Genomic DNA, 21976 nt, shown 5'->3' on the forward strand with positions numbered 1-21976 from the left:
CTCATGGGGGGCTGGATGACAATACTCGCCCCGTTCCGCTTCATCGCCGGGATCGCCTTGCCGCCGCGGTTCGCCGGTTGCGGCACCCCGGTTGCCGAGGATCACCGGTTCTGCTCGATCTGCTGGACCGGATTGCGGTTCCTGGGGCCGCCCTGGTGCGCCGGCTGCAACCTGCCCTTCGCATTCGACCGCGGCCACGATGCACGGTGTGCGGCATGCCTCGCGGATCTGCCGCGTCATGCCGGCGTCCGTGCTGCCGTCGCGTACGGTCCGATCGCGCGGACGCTGGCGCTGCGCCTGAAATATGGCGGTCGTATCGCCTTTGCGGAAACCATGGCCCGACAGATGCGGCGCTTGCTACCGGACGAGGTCGACTTGCTGGTGCCGGTCCCGCTGCACCGCTGGCGAATATGGTCGCGCGGCTTCAACCAGGCGGCGTTGATCGCCGACGCCATCGCGAAGCTGTCGGGGGTAGGGCACGATCGCACCGTCCTGACGCGGCCCCGGCGGACAACCCTGTTGCGCGGGCTCGGCGGACGACAGCGAGAAAAGGCGGTGTCGGGCGCGTTCGCGGTCCCCGCGCGCGATCGCGTGCGGGGCAAAGCGATCGTGCTGGTCGACGACGTCTACACCAGTGGCGCTACCGCCGAGGCATGTACGCGAGCGTTGCTCAAGGCGGGCGCGCGATCGGTCGTGATCCTGTGCTGGGCGCGGGTCTTGCCGGCGTCGGACGATTGACAACGGCAAACCGAGACCACATTTCCGCTGCATGGCTAAAGTCGAAATCTACACCAAGGCGTTCTGTCCGTATTGCACGCGCGCGCTGAAGCTCCTCGCATCGAAGGGGGTCGAGCCCGAGCAGTTCGACGTCACGATGGGGGGCCCGAAAAAGGCCGAGATGGTCGAGCGGTCGGGCGGTCGCATGACCATGCCGCAGGTCTTCATCGACGGTAAGCATATCGGCGGATCGGACGATCTGGCCGCGCTCGATGCGAAGGGCGGCCTCGACGCACTTCTCGCCTGATGGCGAAGATCGGCGTCCTCCAGATGACGAGCGGGATCGATCCCGCCGTCAACGCCGCGACGCTGGTCGAAGCGATCCGTGACGCGGGAAAGGCCGGCGCGGCGGTCTTGTTTACGCCTGAAATGTCCGGGCTGATCGATCGCGATCGGTCTCGTGGCGCGTCTTCCATTGTCGCCGAGGATACGGATCCGGTGCTCGCTGCCGTGCGTGCTGCGGCCGCCGATGCCGGTGTCTGGGTTCATCTGGGATCGCTTGCCGTGCGGCGGCCCGACGGCAAGTTCGCCAATCGCGGGTTCGTCATCGACGCGGCCGGGACGATCCGGGTGCGCTACGATAAGATCCACCTGTTCGACGTCGACCTCCCGACCGGCGAGAGCTGGCGTGAGTCCGCCGCCTACGCCGGTGGCGACGCGGCGATCGTCGTCGATACGCCGGCAGGACGCCTTGGCCCGTCGATCTGCTACGATGTGCGGTTCGCGGATCTCTATCGTGCGCTCAGCGATGCAGGCGCGACGATCCTCTCGGTTCCGGCTGCCTTCACGCGCCCGACCGGCGCCGCGCACTGGCATATCCTGCTGCGCGCGCGGGCGATCGAGGCGGGCGCATTCGTCGTCGCAGCCGCGCAGACGGGCGTTCATGCGGACGGACGCGAGACCTATGGTCACTCGCTGGTCGTCGATCCATGGGGTGACGTGATCCTCGACATGGGCGGGACGGCAGGGCTTGCCTTCGCCGAGATCGATCCCGCTCGCGTAGAGCAGGTCCGGTCGCGCATTCCGGTGATCGCCCATCGTCGCGCGATTCCCGCCGTTACCAGCCTGTCGTGATCGTCTTCGACCTCAGATGCGGCGGCGGGCACGTTTTCGAGGCATGGTTCGGATCGAGCGACGCGTATGAGAGCCAGCGCAAGGCGGGGCAGGTGCAATGCCCGGTCTGCAACGATGGCGATGTCACCAAGGCGGTCATGGCGCCCGCGATTCCGTCGAAGAGCAACTCCAAGCCCTCTCCGCCGAGCCCGGAGGCGTTGAAGGCCGCGATGAAGATGCTTGCCGCGCGACAGGCCAAAGCGCTCGAATCGTCGGAATGGGTCGGCACCGCCTTCGCCGACCGCGCCCGGGCGATGCATTTCGGCGAAGAGAAGCAGGCGACGATCCACGGTCAGGCTAGTCTCGCCGAAGCGAAGGCACTGGTCAAAGAGGGCGTGCCGGTCGCGCCGCTGCCGCTACCCGTCGTGCCGCCCGAAAAGACCAACTGAGCCGCGTTCAGGCCCGAGTTCAGGCAGCGCGTGGCGGAAGAGGTGGGATTCGAACCCACGGATGAGTTACCCCATCGCTGGTTTTCAAGACCAGTTCCTTAAACCACTCGGACACTCTTCCACGCCGTGACCCGGCGAGCCGGGACGACGGCGTCTAAGCGGAGAGCGTCGCGATCGCAACCACCGCGATGTGCCGATTTGGTATGTGGGCGCAGGCGCGCGTGCGATTGCGCAGGAGGCAGAGCGTCGGCTAGGCCCGATCCATGGACCTCGACGCGATCTCGCAGCATTTCTTCGGCACGACCGACATCGATACGCTCAGCCCCGAAGCGCTGGAGGCGGGACGCGAGCGCGTGTCGATCGCGTTCGGGACCGAGCGGGAGGCGGGGCGGCGGTTTGCGCTCTGGGCGGTCCTGCGTGCGACCGGAGTGGCGCCCGCGCCGCACGTCGCGTTCAAGGATGCGCGCGAGATCCGCGCCGCCGAAACCTATGCCGCGGCGATCGGGTTCGCCGAACGATCCGACGACTGAAGCGATGATCAGGCGGCGCGGCGATCCAACAGCGCGCGGTCGATCCGGCGGATGAGGTCGGCGATCTGCGGCCGATCATAGCTCGCGGTCAGATCGTGACGGCTCGGCGACGCGCACATCCGCTTGCCGACCAGCGCGAAGATATCCTGTTTATGTGCCATCGATCTGCTTCCCTTCCGATTCCGCCGTTATGCCGGGCAAGCGTTAACCAAAGGTTCGGGACGGATTCGGATGCGGTTAACCATTGTCGGCGGCGATTCACGCAACGCTCGCGGCGGTCCGGCGTTCTAGTCGCACAGCGGCCGTATCGCACGGTTCGCAGCGCGCGGGGATCGATCCACTGACCAGACTATCGCCGGCACAATCGCCCGTTCATCCAAAGGGTTGGACCGTCCTGGAAAGCGTTCGCGCGCTTGCGGCGGACTGGGATCGCAGCAACGGCGAGGAGTCGTTTCCGGCCGACCGCGTCGCCGCGCTGCACGAAGCGGGGGCGCTAGCCGAATTCATCGACGTATCGACACCGGCACGGACCGATGCGCTGGTCGACGTGTTGCGGGCGATCGGCGGCGCGGACTTGAGTCTTGGCCGCGTATTCGAGGGGCATGTGAACGCGGCCCAACTCGTTTCCGCCTACGGCGACGATGCGCAGCGGGCAGCCTTGGCGGACGATCTCGCAGCTGGCCGCGTGTTTGGTGTCTGGAATACCGAGCCGACGCCTGGCCTCTCGATCCGGCAGTCCGCGCCCGGCGGCTGGGTGCTCGACGGCCGCAAGAGTTTTGCGACAGGGGCGGGGCATCTCGACCGCATCCTGGTGACCGCGCGCGACGCGACCGGCGGCAAGCAACTCGTACTCGTGCCGATCGCTGGCGAAACCGCACGCGCCGACAATAGCGGGTGGCAGGTCCGCGGGATGCGCGGGACGTGCAGCGGGCTCTTCGATTTCTCCGGCATGCCGATTGGTCCCGAGGGAATGATCGGTGCGCCCGACGTGTACGAGACCGAACCGCGGTTCAGTGCCGGCGCGTGGCGGTTCACCGCGGTGCAGCTCGGCGCGATCGAGGCGCTGGTTAGGCATCTGCGCGATCATCTTGTCGCGACCGGCAAGGGCGACGACGCGATCCAGCGCGCACGGTTCGCGACGTGTCTGACCGAAACGCGCAGCGCAGGGGTCTGGGTTCGGCGCGCTGCACACCTTGCGGAGACGCAGGCGGCGGAGGCGATCCCGTTCGTGCTGATGACGCGGGGTATCGTCGAGGAAGCGGGCTTGAAGACGATGGAGGCGGCGGCGCGCTCGGTCGGCACTGCGTCGTTCTTCGCGGCCAGCCGGATCGACCGGATCACGCGCGATCTCGGGCTGTACTTGCGCCAGCCGGTCCCGGATCAGGCGCGCGACCGGGCGGCGGCGGCGTGGCTAGAGGATGATTGCTGGGGCGACGATCGGTGGTGGTAGCGCCGGGCGGCAATGCCTGGAGCAACCTCACGCGGCGTGCACGGCGGATGACGGCCCAGACGGCTGCGGGGCAGGGGCCTTGGCTCGTACTGGCGCCGCATCCCGATGACGAGACGCTTGGCTGCGGCGCGTTCATCGCCTCGGTAACGGCGGCTGGCGGCCGGGTTCATACGGCGTTCCTGACCGATGGCGCTGGATCGCATCCCGATGCGCCGGGCTGGAGTAGAAAACGGATCGCGGGGCTGAGGCGCGGCGAGGCTCAAGCGGCGTTGAAGGCCCTGGGTGGTGAGCAGGACGCGCTCTATCTCGATTGGCCCGACGCGTCGCCGGCTTCGAAGGGCGATCCGCTGTTCGTGCGCAGCGTCGATCGACTGGCCACGTGGTGCAAAGCTCGCGGCGTCCGCCAGATCGCCGTGACATGGTCCGGCGAACCGCATTGCGACCACGAGGCCGCCGCCGCACTCGCCGGGGCGGTGGCGAGCCGTGCGCATTGCCGTCTCTTCCAGTATGTCGTCTGGGGCTGGACCGTCTCCGACCTGACCAAGCGCCTGCGCGGCGCCCGCGTGCTGTCGATCGCCACGGCATCCGGACGGCCCAGACAGCGTCGCGCGATGGCGTGCCATCGCAGCCAGCGCGGCGGGCGGATCGTCGGCGCGCGCGAGAACTTCCGTCTGCCGAACGCGATGATGCGGCTGATGGACCGGCCGAATACCCTGCTGCTGGAGACTCGCGATGCGCCGTGAACACTCGATCGAACCCGAATATTTCGAGGCGCTCTACAAGGACAAGGGCGACCCCTGGGAGTTCGAGACCAGCCCGTACGAGGCGGCGAAGTACGACGAGACCTTGGCCGCGTTGCCGAAGGAGCGGTTCAAGAGCGCGCTGGAAGTCGGCTGCGCAAACGGCGTCCTGACCGCACGGCTCGGTTCCCGCTGCGACGCGTTGCTCGCGCTCGACGTGTCGGAAACCGCTGTCGCGGCGGCGCGCGCACGGTGCGCGGACCAATCGCATATCCGCATCGAGCAGCGCCGACTTCCCGAAGACGCTCCCGCAGGGACGTTCGACCTGATCCTGCTGTCGGAAGTGGTCTATTACTGGGACAGCGCCGACATCGTCCGGCTGGCAGCGTACGTCCGCTCGGCGGCGGCGTCAGGCGGGTATGTGATGCTGGTCCACTGGATCGGCGAGACCGACTATCCCAAAAGCGGGGACGATGCCGTCGCCGAACTGCACGCCGCGCTCGGTGATCGCGTCACGGTCGTTCGCGGCGATCGGCACGAAGCGTATCGTCTCGACCTCTGGCGACTGGAAGGCGCGCGTTAGGCGGATCAGCGTCTGCGCCTCGCGGATCGCATCGGGCAATGTCGCGAAGCTGAGCTGATCGCCCGGGTTCGCGTAGGCGGGATTTAGCGCCGCCGTCACCGCATACGTCTCGTGCAGCGGCGCATCGACCGGTTGGTCGATCCACCGCGCGACCGCGTCCGCCATGCCACCGGGCGCGCGTCCTGAAATTCTGCACGACGTGAAGACGCGGACGTCGAGCGGGTGCCGAACCTGCCCGCCATGCGCACGAATCCGATCGAACAGCGCGCGGTCCTCGGCAACGGGCGGGGTGGGGGCGCCACCGATCCGGCGGTACATCGCGTGGGTGACCGCGATACTCGCGCCGCCTTCGTAGAAATGACGGGGCCAGGGATCATGGTCTTCGGTCTCGGCGCGCGCGCGGAGATAATCCAGCGCGGTATAATAGCGCCCGAGCTGATCGAGCCGCCGCCGTGCCGCCACGCCGAGGCTCGCACGGTCGGACCGAAGCGTCAGCGCACGGCCGGCCACGGCGTCGTTACCCGCGTCGATATGTGCGACGATCCGCACGATCCAGTCCGCGGAGACGTTCGTGTCCGCGTCGGTCGACAGCAGAAGATCGGTATGACGCGTGAGCAGCGCGGCCCCCGCGTCGAGCGCTAGCCGCCGGGCCCAACCGGCGTGCCGCGCACCCGGCAAAAGCGAAACGGCCGACCATGCGAGCGTCGCATGCGTCGGCCGCCAGTTAGTCAGGATATCGATCGTGCCATCGGTACAGTCGTTCGCCATCGCGACGATGATTACGTTGCCGCCGAAGCGCCCAGCCGCACGATCCAGCGCGTCGAGGCAGCCACGCAAATACTGGTCTTCGTTCTTGACCGGAATGGCGATCGCCACCGCACGCTGAGCGTGTGGTGGCGACGACCTGGGTTTGATCGAAGCGATCAAGCCGCCTCGGGGTTTTCGAACGCTGGCGCGTCCAGATCGACGTTCAGTTCGCGGTCCCAGATACGAAGCTTGCCGAGCGCCTTGAGGAACGCATCGACATCGCCCTTGCCGCCGAGCGCGATCACGCCGTCGTCCATGTCCTCGTCCTCGATGCCGGCCTTCTCCAGAAACGGCTTCGCGTCGGCGTTGAAGCCGATGAACTTGGCATGCCCGAACGCGTCGCTGACAAAGTCCTTCGCCGGCTTGTCCTTGCCGAGCTTCTTCGCACCGTCCGCCGATACGACGATCGCGACGGCATCGTAGAGCACCGACGGCGCGCCATCGATCTTCTGCTTGCCCTCGGCGAGCGTCCCGTCGTCGAGCGTCGCTCCTGCCACCTTCGGCGCGATGATCTCGTACGTGGCCTTCGCCGCGACGATCCCGTCGACCAGTGCCTGCACGATCGCCGCTGGTGCCCCGTCGGTGACGAGGATGCCGAGCTTGCGACCCTCGAAGCTGCCGCTGGTGTTCTTCAAAATGCTGAGTGCATCCGAAGCCGGCAGGTCGGTGCGCGTCTCGACCGCAGCCTTCGCCTTTGGCGGCATCTTCTTGAGGCCGAGGCCGGTCGCAACCGTCTTCGCCAGCTTCTCGTCGATGTTGAGCAGATGCCCGACCATCAGCTCGCGGATATCGACACGCTCGACCTTCGACAGCTCGAACGTCAGCGCATCGCCGATATGCTTCTTCTCGATCTCTGTCTGGCTGATGAAGAACTGCCGCGCTTGGCTGTAGTGATCGGCGAACGTAGCCGAACGCACCTGTGCCTTGCGCCCGGTCTCCTGCGACGGGAAGTGCTTGTAGCCCTTGGATGGGCTCTCGCGCGGACCGTCCCAGCTGTTCGGCTCATAGTTCACGCGACCCTTGGGGTTGCGCATCGCCATGTGACCGTCCTGCTGGTAGTTCTTCACCGGGATCTTCGGCGCATTGATCGGGATATGCGTGAAGTTCGGGCTACCGAGCCGCTTCAGCTGCGTGTCGAGATACGAGAAGTTGCGGCCCTGTAGCAGCGGATCGTTGGTGAAGCCGATCCCCGGCACGATGTTCTGCGTGCAGAACGCGACCTGCTCGGTCTCGGCGAAGAAATTGTCGACCAGACGATCGAGCTTGAAGCTGCCGATGATGCGGACCGGGATCTGTTCCTCAGGAATGATCTTGGTCGAATCAAGCACGTCGAACTCGAAATTGTCGGCGAACTCGTCGTCGAACAACTGCACGCCCAGATCCCACTCGGGGAAGTTGCCCTGGCTGATCGAGTCCCACAGGTCGCGACGATGGAAGTCGGGATCGGCACCGTTGATCTTGACCGCCTCGTTCCAGGCGACCGACTGCAGGCCTAGCTTCGGCTTGAAGTGGAACTTGACGTAAGTGCCCTTGCCCTCGGCATTGATCAGCCGGAACGTGTGAACACCAAAACCCTCGACGAAGCGGAAGCCGCGCGGGATGGTACGATCGGACATGATCCACATGACCATGTGCATCGATTCCGGGGTCAGGCTAATGAAGTCCCAGAAATTGTCATGCGCGGTCTGTGCCTGCGGGAAGCCACGGTCGGGCTCCTGCTTGGCAGCATGGATCAGGTCGGGGAACTTGATCGCATCCTGGATGAAGAACACCGGGATGTTGTTCCCGACAATGTCCCAGTTGCCTTCCTTGGTGTAGAACTTTGCCGAGAAGCCGCGCACGTCGCGGGCGAGATCGGCCGAGCCCTTGTTGCCGGCGACCGTCGAGAAGCGGACGAACATCGGCGTCTGCTCGCCAACTTCCGTCAGCACGCCCGCGCTGGTGAACTCTTCCAGGCTTTCATTCAGTGTGAACGTGCCGTGTGCGCCATAGCCGCGGGCGTGGACGACGCGCTCGGGGATCCGCTCGTGATCGAAGTGGAAGATCTTCTCGCGGAAGTGGAAATCCTCAAGCAGCGTCGGCCCGCGATCGCCGACCTTGAGCGAATTCTGGTCATCGAACACCGGGATGCCCTGCTGCGTCGTCAGCACGTCGCCGTCGCCGCTGGCGATCTGGTGGAGTTCGCCGCCTTCGCCGATCTGCGTCTCGAACTTGGCGCCCTGCGGGGGCGTGCCGGTATCCTTGGCGATGGTCTTGGTCATGTGCCGTCCTCGTAGCTTCTCAGGACCCACAGCGCGCGGGGCGGGCTAAGAGTTGCACCGAAAACGGCCACTTAACGCAGATCAGCAAGATTGCCGGGCGAGGGATAGAAGGCGGGCCGGAGCGCGTTGGGGGCGGGATATTCCCAACCGAAAGACTAGCCATGCATATCGACCTGACGGGCCAGGCCGCGATCGTCACCGGTGCCAGTTCGGGGCTGGGGCGCGCCACTGCGATCGCTTTTGCCGCCGCCGGTGCGCGCGTCGCGGTCAACTACAACAGCAGCGAGGACAAGGCGCGCGAGGTCGTCGAGCGGATCGAGCAGGCCGGTGGCGAGGCGTTCGCCTTCCAGGCCGATACCTCCGACGAAGCCGCGGTCATCCGCCTGTTCGACGAGACGGTCGCGCGGTTCGGCGGGGTCGACGTGGTGTTCGCCAACGCCGGGATGCAGAAGGATGCGGCCTATGCCGACCTGACGCTGGAGGACTGGAAGCGTGTCATCGACGTCAATCTGACCGGCCAGTTCCTAGTCTCGCGCGAAGCCGTAAGGCGCTTTCGCAAACAGGGCGACCGCGGCGTCAGCCGGGCGATCGGCAAGATCCTCTTCATGAGTTCGGTACACGAGGTCATCCCTTGGGCCGGGCACGCCAATTATGCGGCCTCGAAGGGCGGCAGCGGGATGCTGATGCGGACGCTCGCACAGGAGGTGGCGGGCGACCGTATCCGCGTGAACGGCATCGCCCCCGGCGCGATCGCCACCGCGATCAACGCGGATGCGACGGCGGATCAGGGCAAGCTGCTCGAACTGATCCCCTACGGCCGCGTCGGCGATCCCGACGACGTGGCCCGCGCCGCGCTGTTCCTGGCGTCGGATGCGGCGGATTACATCGTCGGGTCCACCCTGACGATCGACGGCGGCATGTCGCTCTACCCCGGCTTCCGCGACAATGGTTGAGTCGGCCACGACGCCGATTGCCGATCACGGCGCGATCGGCAATCTGGAGACGATCGCGCTCGTCGATACGACCGGCTGCATCGATTATCTTTGCTGGCCGTGCCTCGACAGCGCGACGGTGTTCGCGCGCCTGCTCGATATCGACAAGGGCGGGCACTTCGCGATCGAACCGGATCTGCCTGACGCGCGCGTCGTGCAGATGTATCTGCCCGAGACCAACATCCTGATGACCCGCTGGATGGGCGAGCAGGCGAGCATCGACCTCGTCGACCTGATGCCGGTGGGGAACGCGGACGAGGACGTGCCGTCGCGGCTGGTCCGCCGGATCTCGTGCACGCGCGGCGAGGCGACGATCCGCATCCGCTGTGCGCCACGGTTCGATTACGGGACCGAAGGACGAACCGCCTCGGTCACGGGTCGTGAGGCGGAGGTATCGCGTGGCAAGTTCGACCACGAATGCGGGCTCGCGCTGGCGTTGCATGCCAAGGCATCGCTGGTCGCCGATGGCTGCGACCTGACCGCGGAGATCGTGCTGGCAGAGGGCGACACCGTTTCGCTGGTGCTCAGCAACCCGGACGACGTGTCGCTCGATGCCAAGGCACTCGACGCGGTCGTCGAGAAGGACATCGCCTATTGGCGCAAGTGGAGCCGCCAGTCGCTGTACCGCGGACGCTGGCGCGAGACCGTCGAGCGTTCGGCGATGCTGCTCAAGCTCCTGACCTCGCGCAAGCATGGCTCGATCGCGGCAGCGGCGACGTTCGGCCTGCCCGAGGCGCCCGGCGGCGTTCGCAACTGGGATTACCGAGCGACCTGGATCCGCGATTCGTCGTTCACCGTCTACGCGCTGCTGCGGCTCGGCTTCCAGGACGAGGCGGTCGGCTTCATGCACTGGGCGATGGACCGCGCGCAGTCTTGTTCGAAGGGGCATCTCGGCGTGATGTACGCGCTCGACGGCGGTGAGGTCGCGTCCGAACGCAAGCTCGATCTCGCCGGGTTCGAAGGCGCATCGCCGATCGTCGTCGGCAACGACGCCAATGGGCAGACGCAACACGACATCTACGGTGCGCTGCTCGATGCGACCTATCTCGGCAGCAAATACGGCGAGCCGCTCGCGCACGATTCCTGGCAGGCGATCATTCGCGTCGTGGATCACGTCTGCGATACATGGCGCGATCCGGACTCGGGCATCTGGGAAGTGCGCGGGCCGGACAAGGAATACCTCCACTCGCGATTGATGAATTGGGTCGCGGTCGATCGCGCCGTTCGCCTGGCGCAGAAACGCTCGCTCCCCGCGCCGCTGGTCCGCTGGTCGGAAACGCGCACCGAGATCAGCGACGATATCTGGGCGAATTTCTGGAACGACGATCTTGGCCGCTTCGTCCGCGCGAAAGGGGATACGCCTGAGGACAAGGCGGTCGACGGCGCGTTGCTGATGATGCCGCTGGTCCGCTTCATCGGCCCGACCGATCCAAAATGGCTGGCGACATTGAAAGCGATCGGCGACGATCTGTCCGACGACGGGCAGGTCTATCGCTACAAGATCGACGACGGCCTGCCGGGGCAGGAGGGGACGTTCGTCGCCTGTTCGTTCTGGTACGTCGAATGTCTGGCAAGGGCAGGTCGGCTCGACGAGGCACGGTTCAACTTCGAGAAACTGCTCGCGCATGGCAATCATCTCGGCCTGTTCGCGGAAGAGATCGCGCAGGACGGGACGTTCCTCGGCAACTTCCCGCAAGCGTTCAGCCACCTCGCGCTGATCAGCGCCGCCTTCTACCTCGACCGCGCACTGAACGATGGCGGGCCGAGGGCATGGGCCTGAGGAAACTCCAGGCGTCTGAACGGGTTACGCTATCCGACACTTTGAGGAATACGCCATGAATCTCGATATCGCAGGCAAGATCGCACTCGTCACCGGCGCCGACAGCGGAATGGGCAAGGAGACCGCCCGGATGCTGTTGCAGGAGGGCGTCCGCGTCGCGATCACCGACCAGCCCGGCGGCGATCTCGCCAAGAGCATCGAGGATCTGAAGTCGCTTGGCGAGGTGATCGCGGTCGAAGCGGACTTGACCAGGCTCGACGACGTCAAGACGCTCTTTGCCAAGGTCCGCGAGCAGCTCGGCGATCCGGACATTCTCGTCAACTGCGCGGGCGTGACTGGCGCGACCGGCGACTTCCTTGAGGTTGACGATGAAGGCTGGCACTCGACGCTGAACATCAACCTGATGGGCGCGGTGCGTGTCTGCCGCGAGGCGATCCCGGCGATGCGCGCCGCGAAATGGGGTCGCATCGTGCTGATGAGCTCGGAGGATGCGGTGCAGCCCTATGTCGACGAGCTCGCGTATTGCGCGTCGAAGGCGGGCATCTCCAGCCTGTCGAAGGGGCTGTCCAAGGCGTATGGCTGCGATAACGTGCTGGTGAACACCGTGTCGCCCGCGTTCATCGCGACGCCGATGACCGACAAGATGATGCAGAAGCGCGCCGACGAGAAGGGCATGAGCTTCGACGAGGCGATCGAGACATTCCTGGAGCAAGAACGCCCCGGCATGACGCTCAAGCGTCGCGGCAAGGCGGACGAGGTGGCGTCGGCGATCCTGTTCCTGTGCTCGGAGCGCGCGAGCTTCATCAACGGCGCGGACATCCGCGTGGACTCCGGCTCGGTAATGACCGTCGCCGGCTGACAAACTGCCAAAAATAGCATTGTTCCCCCGCAAAGGCGGGGGCCCAGGATCTCAGGCGGTACCGTTCGTAACCCTGGACCCCCGCCTCCGCGGGGGAACGGGAAAGTGGCGGGGCGGGCCGCTCTCAATCTTACCCCTTGGAAGCTTACCCCTCGAACAAATCCTTAAACTGCCGCGGTTGCGACCGCAGATACTGCTTCGGCGCCTTCACCTTGCCCCCGAGATGCGCCGCCGCATGCCAAGGCCAGCGCGGATCATACAGGATCGTCCGAGCCAGCGCGATCATGTCCGCATCGCCCGTTCCGATAATCGCCTCGGCCTGCTCGAAATCGGTGATCAGCCCGACCGCGACGACCGGGATCGACACCGCCTGCTTCACCGCCCGCGCCAGCGGCACCTGATAGCTCGGCCCGACCGGAATCTGCTGCGCCGGCGAATTCCCGCCGCTCGATACGTGGATCGCGCTGCACCCCCGTGCCTCCAGGGCCTTGGCGAACGCCACGGTCTGCTCCGAATCCCAGCCGCCCTCGACCCAGTCCGTGCCCGACACGCGCATCGTCACCGCCCGATCGGCCGGAAACGCAGCGCGGACCGCATCGAACACTTCGAGCGGGAAGCGCATCCGGTTCTCGAGGCTGCCGCCATAGTCGTCCTCACGCCGGTTCGACAGCGGCGACAGGAACTCGTGCAGCAGGTACCCGTGCGCACCGTGCAACTGGATCACGTCGATCCCGAGCCGTGCCGCGCGCACCGTCGCGGCGACGAACGCATCGCGCACCTTCGCCAGCCCCTCACGGTCGAGCGCGACCGGGTCGTTCTCCTCGGGCAGGAACGACACGGCAGACGGCGCCTCGGTCTGCCACCCGTTCGGCGCGCCCGGCGCGATCTGGAGCCCGCCCTTCCAAGGCACCTCGCACGACGCTTTCCGCCCGGCATGTGCAAGCTGGATCGCGATCGGCATGTCGGACCAGCGCCGCATGCTCTCGATCACGCCCGCCATCGCCGCCTCGGTCGGGTCGTCGTACAGTCCGACGTCGCCGTAGGTGATCCGCCCTTCCGGCAGCACCGCACTCGCCTCGATCGTCAACAATGCCGCGCCGGACAGTGCCAGCTGTCCCAGATGGATCTGGTGCCAGTCGTTCATGCAGCCATTGACCGCCGAATACTGGCACATCGGCGCGATCACGATGCGGTTCGCGAGCGTCAGATTGCCGACCGTAAGCGGCTCGAACAGCTTCGGGCCGCTCATGCGAGGATCAGCCGGAGAGTGGAAGGAATGCGCATGATGGCCCCTTGATACCTGGAAGGATGCGGCGAAAACTCGCCACGTTGTGCGGAACATAGGAAGCCGCGAGCGGGTTTCACGCCAAGGAATGCTGCACCGCGATAAACTCGCGCCTGTAGCGAGACGATACGCACGAAAAGGGTCTTCGCATTGCATCTACTGCCCGACACGCTCGACGCCGGCTCGGCCTATCCCCTCGGCGCGTCGTTCGACGGCCTTGGCGTCAACTTCGCGGTCTATTCCGCCAATGCCGAGAAGATCGAGCTGTGCGTCTATGACGAGACCGGCCGCCGCGAGCTGAAGCGCTATCCGCTGCCTGAATGGACCGACGAAGTCTGGCACGGCTACCTCCCCGACGCACAGCCGGGGCTCGTCTACGGCTACCGCGCGCACGGTCGGTACGCGCCGGAGGAGGGCCACCGCTTCAACCCGAACAAGCTGCTGCTCGATCCGTACGCCAAGCAGATGATCGGCGAACTCCGCTGGACCGACGCGATGTACGGCTATCAGGTCAAGTCGCCGCGCGCCGACCTGAGCTTCGATCGCCGCGACAATTCCCTGACGATGCCGAAGGGCGTCGTGACCGACAGCCATTTCGACTGGTCGCGCGACGTGCGCCCGAACACGCCCTGGTCCGAGACGGTCATCTACGAGGCGCATACCAAGGGCCTGACCAAGCTGTTCGAGGAGGTCCAGCCCTCCGAACGCGGCACCTTCGCGGCGCTGGGCAACCCCAAGGTCATCGATCACCTCAAGCGCCTCGGCGTCACCGCGATCGAGCTGCTGCCGATCCACACCTACATCCAGGACCGTTTCCTCCAGGAAAAGGGCCTGCGCAACTACTGGGGCTACAACACCCTCAACTTCTTCACGCCGGAGCGCTCGTTCTTCGCGACCGACAGCCACGACGAACTCCGCCGCTCGATCCGCCGCCTCCACGCGGCCGGGATCGAGGTGATCCTCGACGTCGTCTACAACCACACCTGCGAAGGCTCCGAACAAGGCCCGACGCTGTCGTGGCGCGGGCTCGACAACGCCAGCTACTACCGCCTCGTCAAGGACGACCCACGTTACTCGATTAACGACACCGGCACCGGCAACACGCTGAACCTCACAAAGGCGCGCGTAATCCAGATGGTCGCGGATTCGCTCCGTTACTGGGCGACCAGCTTCGGCATCGACGGCTTCCGCTTCGATCTCGGGCTGACGCTGGGCCGGACGGACACCGGCTTCGACCCCGGTGCAGGCTTTTTCGACGTGCTCCGCCAGGACCCCGTGCTCGGCAAGCTGAAGCTCATCACCGAGCCTTGGGACATCGGCCCCGGCGGTTACCAGCTCGGCAACTTCCCCCCCGGTTTCGCCGAGTGGAACGACAAATACCGCGACACCGTGCGGAAGTTCTGGCGCGGCGACCACGCGCAGCGCGCCGATCTCGCCGCCCGCCTGACTGGTTCCGCCGACCTGTTCGACCGTCGTGCACGCCGCCCCTGGGCGAGCGTCAACCTGCTCGGCGCGCATGACGGCTACACGCTCGCCGACACGGTCGCCTTCGAGGAGCGCCACAACGAGGCGAACGGTGAAGACAACAACGACGGTCATTCGAACAATTGCTCGCGCAACTGGGGCGTCGAAGGTCCCACCGAAGACCCGGCGATCCTCGAGACCCGGTCGCGCGTGATGCGCTCGATGCTGACCACGCTGTTCGCCTCGCTGGGCACGCCGATGCTGGTCGCCGGCGACGAGTTCGGCCGCACGCAGAACGGCAACAACAACGCGTACTGCCAAGACAACGAGATCAGCTGGCTCGACTGGAACAAGGCCAAGTCCCCCGAAGGCGACGCGCTGATCGACTTCACCGCGCGCCTGATCGCCCTCCGCCGCGACTACCCGATGCTCCGCGCCGGCAACTTTCTATACGGCGAGGACACGCCCGCAGAGGGCCTCAAGGACATCGAATGGTGGGACGAGCGTGGCCAGCAACTTACGTCGGAAGATTGGGAAAACACCAACGGCCGCGCGCTGGTAATGCGCCGCGCCTGCGAGCGTGACTCGGGCGAGGTGCAGGTGATCTCGCTGTTGCTCAACGCGTCGGAAGGCCCGTTGACCTTCCACATGCCGCCGCCCGAGGAGGTCGAGCGCACCGTCCTGATCGACAGCAGCAAGCCCGAGCAAGGCGCAACGCCGATCAAGAACAGCTACGAGCTTCCCCCGCAGGGCGCGGCGTTGCTCTCCTGGACGATCGAAGCAGCATGACTTGGGGGCCGACGCTTGCCGCCGACGGAACGAACTTCCGCCTCTGGGCGCCGGATCGCGACGCGGTAACGCTTGAGTTGGCCGATGGCGACGCGGTCCCCATGACCCGCGAACCGGAAGGCTGGTTCAGCGCGACAGCGTCGGCGGGGGCAGGGACGCGGTACAGGTTCCGCCTGACCGACGACCTCGCGGTCCCCGACCCCGCCTCGCGCGGGCAGTCCGGCGGCGTGCACGGCTGGAGCGTCGTCGTCGATCCGGAAGTCTATACGTGGCGGACCCCCGCCTGGCGCGGCCGACCGTGGGAAGAGATGGTCATCCAGGAGGTCCATGTCGGCACGCTGGGCGGCTTCGCAGGCGTCGCGGACCACCTTCCGGCGATCGCCGAACTCGGCATAACCGCGATCGAACTCATGCCCGTCAACGCATTCGGCGGCACCCGCAACTGGGGCTATGACGGCGTGTTGCCCTATGCCCCCGCCGAAAGCTACGGCACGCCCGGCGAACTGAAGGCCTTGGTCGACCGCGCCCACGAACTCGGCCTCGCCGTGTTCCTCGACGTCGTCTACAATCACTTCGGACCCGACGGGAGCTACCTCGGCGCCTATGCGAAGGGCTTCTTCCACCCCGAAGTCGACACCCCCTGGGGCGGCGCGGTCGCTGTCGACCAGGCGCCGGTCCACCGCTATTTCGTCGACAACGCGCTGATGTGGCTGAACGAGTACAAGTTCGACGGCCTCCGGTTCGATGCGGTCCACGCGATCGAGAACGACGCCTTCCTCGACGCGATGGCCGCCGAACTGCGCGAGAAGACCGCCGGCCGTCACGTCCACCTCGTCCTCGAGAACGAGGGCAACGACGCAGATCGCCTCTACCCCGCGGCGTTCGACGCGCAGTGGAACGACGATTTTCACAACGTCCTGCACGTCCTGCTGACCGGCGAGACCAGCGCCTATTACGCCGACTTCGCCGACCGTCCCGCCGAACGTTTGGCGCGCTGCCTCGGCGAAGGCTTCATCTACCAGGGCGAAGGCTCACCCAACCACGACGGTAAACCGCGCGGCAAGCCGAGCGCGCACCTCGCGCCGACAGCATTCGTCGCGTTCCTCCAGAACCATGACCAGATCGGCAACCGCGCGATGGGCGAGCGGCTGACGCTGCTGGCCCACCGTCAGAAGCTCCGCGCCGCCACCGCTCTGCTCCTGCTCGGCCCGCAGATCCCGTTACTGTTCATGGGCGACGCGCACGGCAGCGAGAGCCCGTTCCTGTTCTTCACCGACTTCCACGACGAACTGGCCGACGCGGTGCGCGAAGGCCGCCGCAAGGAATTCGCCAAGTTCGCCGCCTTCGCCGATCCCGAAGCCCGCGAGGCGATCCCCGATCCGAACGCGCATGAGACGTTCCACCGATCGCGCGCGCTACCCTGCCCCGATGCGGCGGCGTGGCAGGACCTGTACCGCACCCTGCTGAAGATCCGCCACGAAGCGATCATCCCTCGCCTGCACGGCGCGATGTCGATCGGCGCCGAAGCGATCGGCGAGGGCGCCGTCGTCGCACGCTGGCGGATGGGCGACGGCGCAGTCTTGACGATCGCGCTGAACCTCGGGGACAGTGCCGCGGCCTTCCCGGAAATCGACGTCGAGCCGATATTTGCCGATGGCGAACCCGGCCACCCCGGCAGCGTCGCGGTCTGGCTGGAACGATGAGCAACATCCAGGCACTCGCCATCGCCGCCGGCCTGCAACACGAATGGCAGGACGCAGGGGGTCGCCGCCAGACGGTATCCGACGACGCGTTGCGGACGATCCTCGATCGGCTCGGCCATCCGTCCGAAAACGAGAAGCAGATCGCCGACAGCCTGGCCGCGATCGCAGCACGGAACGCGCGCGGCGGGCGCTTCCTCTCGGTGGACGTCGGTCGCCCGATCCGGCTCTCGACCGAGGTTTCGGGCGAGGCCGAGCTGATCTTGGAAGACGGCACGTCCGCCTCAGTCACGATCGATCACGGTACGCTGACGCCGATCGCGCAGACTGGCTATCACCGGCTCGAATTCGCTGGAAACGTGATCGACCTGCTGGTCGCGCCACGCCGCTGCTTCACGATCGCCGATGCCGTAGGCGCACGCAGGATATGGGCGCCCGCCGTCCAGATCCCCAGCCTGCGCGACGAGACCCCAACCGCGTTCGGCGATTTTGGCACGCTCGCCGATGCCGCCCGCGCGTTCGGCGGGCGCGGCGCCGATGCCCTCGCGATCAGCCCCACGCACGCATTGTTCCCGGCCGACGCCAGCCGCTACAGCCCCTACGCACCGTCGAGCCGGCAATTCCTTAACGGCCTCTACGGCAACCCGTCCGCGTTCGGCGTCCCATCGAACGACCCGGTGCCAGACCTGATCGACTGGCAGCACGCGATCCCGGTCAAGCTCGAACGACTTCGCAAAGCCTTCGCACAAGGCACTGCACAACTTAGCGAAATTATGGCAGCATTCCGACGTGAAGGCGGCGAAAATCTCGAACGCCATGCCGAGTTCGACGCGCTCCACGCGCATTTCTTCGCCACCACCGGTGCGAAGGGTTGGCAGCAATGGCCAGCCCAATATCACGATCCCGCGAGCCCGACCGTCCGACGTTTCGTGGCCGATCATGCCGAAGACGTGACGTTCTATGCGTTCCTCCAATGGCTGGCCTGCCGCGACCTCGACGCCGCGCAGACGGCGGCTAAGGAGTCCGGCATGGCGATCGGCCTCATCGCCGATCTCGCCGTCGGCATGGATCCCGGCGGCAGCCACGGCTGGAGCCGGCGCGGCGACCTGCTCACCGGCCTCTCGATCGGCGCGCCCCCCGATCCGCTCGGCCCCGACGGCCAGAGTTGGGGCATCACCGGCTTCGACCCGCAGGCATTGCGCGACACCGCCTTCGCGCCCTTCATCGCAACGATCCGCGCAGCGCTCGCGCACGCCGGCGGCATTCGCATCGACCACGCGTTCGGCCTCCGCCGCCTCTGGGTCGTTCCCGAGGGCGCATCCGCCGCGGAGGGCGCGTATCTCGATATGTCGTTTGACGACCTGATGCGGATCGTCGCGACGGAGTCACAGCGGGCGAGGGCGATCGTCATCGGCGAAGACCTCGGCACCGTCCCCGTCGGTTTTCGCGAGGCGATGGACACGCGCGCCATGCTCGGCATGCGCGTCCTCTGGTTCGAGCGTGACGCGGATGGCTTCGTTCCCCCGGCGCAGTGGTCGCCCGACGCGGTCGCGATGACCGGCACCCACGACCTAGCCACCGTCGCCGGCTGGTGGAGCGGTCGCGATATCGACTGGACCTGGGACCTCGGACGCAAGTCTGAAGCTGCCGACAAATCTTCAGACCTCGCCGCTCGCGCCGAAGACCGCGTCGCGCTCTGGTCCGCATTCGACACTGGCACCGAACAGCCCACCCCCGAAGACACCGACCCGGTCGTCGACGCAGCGATCGTGCACGTCGCCGGCACGCCTTGCGCGCTTGCCATCATCCCGATCGAAGACCTCGCCGGACTGGTCGAGCAACCCAACCTCCCCGGCACGATCGACGAACACCCCAACTGGCGCCGCCGCATGCCCGACACGACCGAGGCGCTGCTCGCCCGCCCCGAAGTCGCCACCCGCATCGTCACGCTCAACGTCACGAGATCCGCATGACCGCCCCCACCACGCCCCGCGCGACCTACCGCTTCCAGTTCCACAAGGACTTCACCTTCGCCGACGCCGAAGCGCTGGTCCCGTATCTCGACGAGCTCGGGATCAGCCACCTCTACGCCTCGCCGATCACGACCGCCCGCAGCGGGTCCACCCACGGCTACGACGTCGTCGATCCGACTCGGATCAATCCCGAACTTGGCGGCGAGGACGCCTTTCGAAGCCTTGTTGCCGCTCTTCGCGCGCGAGACATGGGCGTCATCATCGACATCGTTCCGAACCACATGGGCGTTGCCGGAGGTGAGAACACGTGGTGGAACGACGTTCTAACACATGGTGAAGACAGCGAATTCGCACGCTACTTCGACATCGACTGGCGCGAGAAGCTCGTTCTTCCGATCCTCGGCGATCCGCTCGCCGAGACGCTGGCCAGCGGCGCGCTGAAGGTCGAGCAGGCCGACGGCCGCTACGTCCTCGAAGCATATGGCGAACACCGCCTGCCGATCCGCGACGAGGACCAAACGACCGCAGCGACGGACGACATAGCCGCGCTGATCGACCGCCAGCATTACCGCCTTGCCTCGTGGCGCGTAGCGAACGACGAACTCAACTGGCGACGGTTCTTTACGATCAACGACCTTGCCGGCCTTCGTGCCGAAGATCCGGTCGTGTTCGAGGCTACGCACGCGCTCTATTTTCGCCTCTACGCCGAGGGCCTTATCGACGGCGTCCGCGTCGATCATGTCGATGGCCTGACCGACCCCGTCGGCTATTGCCGCACCTTGCGCGCAAGGCTCGACGCGATCGAGCGCCCCGCCGACGCGCCCGCTGGGCACGCCTACATCGTCATCGAGAAGATCCTCGCCGACGGCGAACCGCTCAGCACCGACTGGGGCGTCGACGGCACCAGCGGGTACGACTTCATGGAGCAGGTTACCGCCTTGCTTCACGCGCCCGCCGGGGCAGAACCACTCGCCGAACTCTGGGCCGACATAAGCGGCCGCTCCGCCGACTTCGCGCCCGAGGAACTGCGCGCGCGGCAGGATTTGCTCGCGTGGCAGTTCGATGCGCAGCACCGCCGCTGCGTCGAGGCGTTCGTGGCGCTGGCCCGCTCGACATCCGACTGCGATGGGCTGACGACAGGCATGCTCCACCGCGCGATCGAGCGGCTGCTCTGGGTCTTTCCGGTGTATCGGACCTACGGAACAGGCGAGGCAGCGCCGCTCGCAGACGCCAGGATCCGCGATATCGTCCGCCAGCGGGTTGCCAAGTTCACCCCCCCCGGTGAAGGCAGCGTCGTCGACCAAATGCTGTCCTGGCTGGCAGGCGAGGGTTCTGGCGACCCGACACTAGCCGCGGACGCTGTACGGCGCTTCCAGCAACTTTCCGCACCGATCGCCGCCAAGGCGGTCGAGGATACCGCCTTTTACCGCTATGGCCGCCTGCTTTCGCGCAACGACGTCGGGTTCGACGCGGCGCGTATGTCGCTCGATATCGACGCATTCCACGCCGCGATGATCGAACGTGCCGGCGACTGGCCGTCCGCGATGCTCGCCACCGCGACGCACGACCACAAACGTGGTGAGGACGTTCGCGCGCGGCTAGCGGTGCTCAGCGAGATACCCGATCTCTGGCGTTCCCTTGCGGAGCATTGGTTCGAACAGGCTGCCCCGTATGCGGAAGGCGTCGATCCCGCCGACGCCTATATGCTGCTCCAGACGCTGTTCGGCGCTTGGCCGACGAACCTTCGCGCGCCGGACGCCGATGCTCTGTCGGAGTATGCAGAGCGGATCGTCGCGTGGCAGGAAAAGGCGCTGCGCGAGGCCAAACTGCGCTCGTCCTGGGAAGCGCCAGATGAGGCGTACGAGACCCGCTGTCACGATCGGGCGCGGGCGTTGCTCGATCCCGAACGGTCGACGGACTTTATTGAGGACATGACGGCATTCGTCGATCGGATCGCGCCCGCCGCAGAGCAGAACAGCCTCGCGCAGGTTGTGTTGCGCTATACCGTGCCGGGCGTGCCGGATCTGTATCAGGGTACCGAGATCGCCGATCTGAGCCTGGTCGATCCGGATAACCGGCGGCCGGTCGATTATGCCGTCCTGCGCGATATGCTGCGGGCCGGCGATGCGCCCAAGATGCGGTCGATCAAGCATCTGCTGGACATGCGGCGGACGCATCCCGCGTTGTTTTCGAAGGGTAGTTACGCGCCAATCGCCGTCACCGGGCCGCGCCGCGACCATGTCATGGCGTTCCAGCGGGAGCATGAGGGGGTGACGCTTCGCTGCACCGTCGCATTGCGGTGTGCCGAGCGCTATCTTGACGGGATGGCGGCGGCCGACTGGTGGGGCGATACTGTGTTGTCGTCTGGCGAGCGGATCCTCGAACTGCTCGGCGAGGATGGCGTGCGGGTCGATCTCATGGCATCGGATCCAGCGCTGGCAGCGTGACCGAAATGCTGCCGGGGAACGGTTTCAGAAGGAACAG

Annotated in this window: 18 protein-coding genes, 1 tRNA gene and 1 pseudogene; 15 read left to right on the plus strand and 5 right to left on the minus strand. The window is 66.3% G+C overall.

All coding sequences use genetic code 11. The features are described from left to right. The first annotated feature begins 15 nt into the window (after positions 1-15). Genes C8J42_RS05295 through C8J42_RS05310 form a run of 4 tightly spaced genes read left to right on the plus strand, consistent with a single transcriptional unit; the run spans position 16 to position 2279 of the window. Positions 16-738: a ComF family protein gene (locus C8J42_RS05295; RefSeq protein WP_133019131.1), complete on the plus strand. Its 723-nt coding sequence runs from the start codon at positions 16-18 to the stop codon at positions 736-738. A gap of 31 nt (positions 739-769) precedes the next feature. Further along, positions 770-1024 (plus strand): glutaredoxin 3, encoded by a 255-nt coding sequence (grxC, locus tag C8J42_RS05300; RefSeq protein ID WP_056063132.1) that lies wholly within the window; start codon positions 770-772, stop codon positions 1022-1024. Beyond that, positions 1024-1851: a carbon-nitrogen hydrolase family protein gene (locus C8J42_RS05305; RefSeq protein WP_133019132.1), complete on the plus strand. Its 828-nt coding sequence runs from the start codon at positions 1024-1026 to the stop codon at positions 1849-1851. The genes grxC and C8J42_RS05305 overlap by 1 nt, the downstream gene beginning before the upstream one ends. Beyond that, positions 1848-2279: a DUF1178 family protein gene (locus tag C8J42_RS05310; RefSeq protein ID WP_133019133.1), complete on the plus strand. Its 432-nt coding sequence runs from the start codon at positions 1848-1850 to the stop codon at positions 2277-2279. Before C8J42_RS05305 ends, C8J42_RS05310 begins: the two co-directional genes overlap by 4 nt. A gap of 31 nt (positions 2280-2310) precedes the next feature. On the opposite strand, the gene C8J42_RS05315 is transcribed toward C8J42_RS05310, so the two are convergent. Further along, positions 2311-2400: transfer RNA gene (locus C8J42_RS05315), tRNA-Ser, on the minus strand. Between the two features lie 142 nt (positions 2401-2542). Here C8J42_RS05315 and C8J42_RS05320 point away from each other — a divergent pair. Then, entirely contained in the window at positions 2543-2809 is a 267-nt protein-coding gene (locus tag C8J42_RS05320; protein ID WP_133019134.1) for a hypothetical protein, read from the plus strand. A gap of 8 nt (positions 2810-2817) precedes the next feature. Here C8J42_RS05320 and C8J42_RS20035 read toward each other — a convergent pair whose 3' ends face one another. Then, positions 2818-2970: a hypothetical protein gene (locus C8J42_RS20035; RefSeq protein ID WP_165895430.1), complete on the minus strand. Its 153-nt coding sequence runs from the start codon at positions 2968-2970 to the stop codon at positions 2818-2820. 83 nt (positions 2971-3053) lie between these two features. On the opposite strand from C8J42_RS20035, the gene C8J42_RS05325 reads away from it, so the two are divergent. The 3 genes from C8J42_RS05325 to C8J42_RS05335 are packed head-to-tail and all read left to right on the plus strand — an operon-like array spanning position 3054 to position 5582. Continuing rightward, positions 3054-4259: an acyl-CoA dehydrogenase family protein gene (locus C8J42_RS05325; protein WP_133019135.1), complete on the plus strand. Its 1206-nt coding sequence runs from the start codon at positions 3054-3056 to the stop codon at positions 4257-4259. Beyond that, complete coding sequence (locus tag C8J42_RS05330) at positions 4250-5002, plus strand: PIG-L family deacetylase (protein ID WP_133019136.1); 753 nt, start codon at positions 4250-4252, stop codon at positions 5000-5002. The genes C8J42_RS05325 and C8J42_RS05330 overlap by 10 nt, the downstream gene beginning before the upstream one ends. Further along, entirely contained in the window at positions 4992-5582 is a 591-nt protein-coding gene (locus tag C8J42_RS05335; protein ID WP_133019137.1) for an SAM-dependent methyltransferase, read from the plus strand. The genes C8J42_RS05330 and C8J42_RS05335 overlap by 11 nt, the downstream gene beginning before the upstream one ends. Positions 5583-6092: 510 nt before the next feature. On the opposite strand, the pseudogene C8J42_RS20445 reads toward C8J42_RS05335, so the two are convergent. Then, positions 6093-6458, minus strand: a pseudogene (locus C8J42_RS20445) (glycosyltransferase); the annotation flags it as partial. Between the two features lie 47 nt (positions 6459-6505). Next, positions 6506-8650, minus strand: coding sequence for a catalase (locus C8J42_RS05345; RefSeq protein WP_133019139.1), 2145 nt, complete (start codon positions 8648-8650; stop codon positions 6506-6508). 161 nt (positions 8651-8811) lie between these two features. Here C8J42_RS05345 and C8J42_RS05350 point away from each other — a divergent pair, with 161 nt between their 5' ends. Genes C8J42_RS05350 through C8J42_RS05360 form a run of 3 tightly spaced genes read left to right on the plus strand, consistent with a single transcriptional unit; the run spans position 8812 to position 12281 of the window. Continuing rightward, positions 8812-9603 (plus strand): glucose 1-dehydrogenase, encoded by a 792-nt coding sequence (locus C8J42_RS05350; RefSeq protein WP_056063232.1) that lies wholly within the window; start codon positions 8812-8814, stop codon positions 9601-9603. Further along, entirely contained in the window at positions 9596-11422 is a 1827-nt protein-coding gene (locus C8J42_RS05355; protein WP_133019140.1) for a glycoside hydrolase family 15 protein, read from the plus strand. The genes C8J42_RS05350 and C8J42_RS05355 overlap by 8 nt, the downstream gene beginning before the upstream one ends. A 55-nt stretch (positions 11423-11477) precedes the next feature. Next, positions 11478-12281 carry an SDR family oxidoreductase gene (locus tag C8J42_RS05360; protein WP_133019141.1) on the plus strand — a complete coding sequence of 268 codons (804 nt, stop codon included), beginning with the start codon at positions 11478-11480 and terminating at the stop codon, positions 12279-12281. A gap of 145 nt (positions 12282-12426) precedes the next feature. Here C8J42_RS05360 and C8J42_RS05365 read toward each other — a convergent pair whose 3' ends face one another. Then, on the minus strand, positions 12427-13530 hold the full coding sequence (locus C8J42_RS05365; protein ID WP_133019142.1) for an NADH:flavin oxidoreductase/NADH oxidase: 1104 nt from the start codon (positions 13528-13530) through the stop codon (positions 12427-12429). A gap of 186 nt (positions 13531-13716) precedes the next feature. Between C8J42_RS05365 and glgX the strand changes: the two genes are divergently transcribed. From glgX to treY, 4 genes are read left to right on the plus strand one after another with little or no spacing between them, the layout of a single operon-like run. Then, positions 13717-15819: a glycogen debranching protein GlgX gene (glgX, locus tag C8J42_RS05370; RefSeq protein ID WP_133019143.1), complete on the plus strand. Its 2103-nt coding sequence runs from the start codon at positions 13717-13719 to the stop codon at positions 15817-15819. Continuing rightward, positions 15816-17522, plus strand: coding sequence for a malto-oligosyltrehalose trehalohydrolase (gene treZ / locus C8J42_RS05375; protein WP_133019144.1), 1707 nt, complete (start codon positions 15816-15818; stop codon positions 17520-17522). Before glgX ends, treZ begins: the two co-directional genes overlap by 4 nt. Beyond that, positions 17519-19492, plus strand: coding sequence for a 4-alpha-glucanotransferase (malQ, locus tag C8J42_RS05380; protein ID WP_133019145.1), 1974 nt, complete (start codon positions 17519-17521; stop codon positions 19490-19492). Before treZ ends, malQ begins: the two co-directional genes overlap by 4 nt. Beyond that, positions 19489-21939: a malto-oligosyltrehalose synthase gene (gene treY, locus C8J42_RS05385; RefSeq protein ID WP_133019146.1), complete on the plus strand. Its 2451-nt coding sequence runs from the start codon at positions 19489-19491 to the stop codon at positions 21937-21939. The genes malQ and treY overlap by 4 nt, the downstream gene beginning before the upstream one ends. Positions 21940-21976 lie beyond the last annotated feature (37 nt).

Origin of the sequence: Sphingomonas sp. PP-CE-1A-559 (assembly GCF_004340965.1) — a bacterium.
Lineage (GTDB): Bacteria > Pseudomonadota > Alphaproteobacteria > Sphingomonadales > Sphingomonadaceae > Sphingomonas.

What these genes read in the sequence shown, in the direction of transcription:
- C8J42_RS05295 (WP_133019131.1), top strand. Translation starts at nt 16, where the DNA reads ATGACAATACTCGCCCCGTTCCGCTTCATCGCCGGGATCGCCTTGCCG.
- grxC (WP_056063132.1), top strand. Translation starts at nt 770, where the DNA reads ATGGCTAAAGTCGAAATCTACACCAAGGCGTTCTGTCCGTATTGCACG.
- C8J42_RS05305 (WP_133019132.1), top strand. Translation starts at nt 1,024, where the DNA reads ATGGCGAAGATCGGCGTCCTCCAGATGACGAGCGGGATCGATCCCGCC.
- C8J42_RS05320 (WP_133019134.1), top strand. Translation starts at nt 2,543, where the DNA reads ATGGACCTCGACGCGATCTCGCAGCATTTCTTCGGCACGACCGACATC.
- C8J42_RS20035 (WP_165895430.1), bottom strand. Translation starts at nt 2,970, where the DNA reads ATGGCACATAAACAGGATATCTTCGCGCTGGTCGGCAAGCGGATGTGC.
- C8J42_RS05335 (WP_133019137.1), top strand. Translation starts at nt 4,992, where the DNA reads ATGCGCCGTGAACACTCGATCGAACCCGAATATTTCGAGGCGCTCTAC.
- C8J42_RS05345 (WP_133019139.1), bottom strand. Translation starts at nt 8,650, where the DNA reads ATGACCAAGACCATCGCCAAGGATACCGGCACGCCCCCGCAGGGCGCC.
- C8J42_RS05350 (WP_056063232.1), top strand. Translation starts at nt 8,812, where the DNA reads ATGCATATCGACCTGACGGGCCAGGCCGCGATCGTCACCGGTGCCAGT.
- C8J42_RS05355 (WP_133019140.1), top strand. Translation starts at nt 9,596, where the DNA reads ATGGTTGAGTCGGCCACGACGCCGATTGCCGATCACGGCGCGATCGGC.
- C8J42_RS05360 (WP_133019141.1), top strand. Translation starts at nt 11,478, where the DNA reads ATGAATCTCGATATCGCAGGCAAGATCGCACTCGTCACCGGCGCCGAC.
- C8J42_RS05365 (WP_133019142.1), bottom strand. Translation starts at nt 13,530, where the DNA reads ATGAGCGGCCCGAAGCTGTTCGAGCCGCTTACGGTCGGCAATCTGACG.
- treZ (WP_133019144.1), top strand. Translation starts at nt 15,816, where the DNA reads ATGACTTGGGGGCCGACGCTTGCCGCCGACGGAACGAACTTCCGCCTC.
- malQ (WP_133019145.1), top strand. Translation starts at nt 17,519, where the DNA reads ATGAGCAACATCCAGGCACTCGCCATCGCCGCCGGCCTGCAACACGAA.
- treY (WP_133019146.1), top strand. Translation starts at nt 19,489, where the DNA reads ATGACCGCCCCCACCACGCCCCGCGCGACCTACCGCTTCCAGTTCCAC.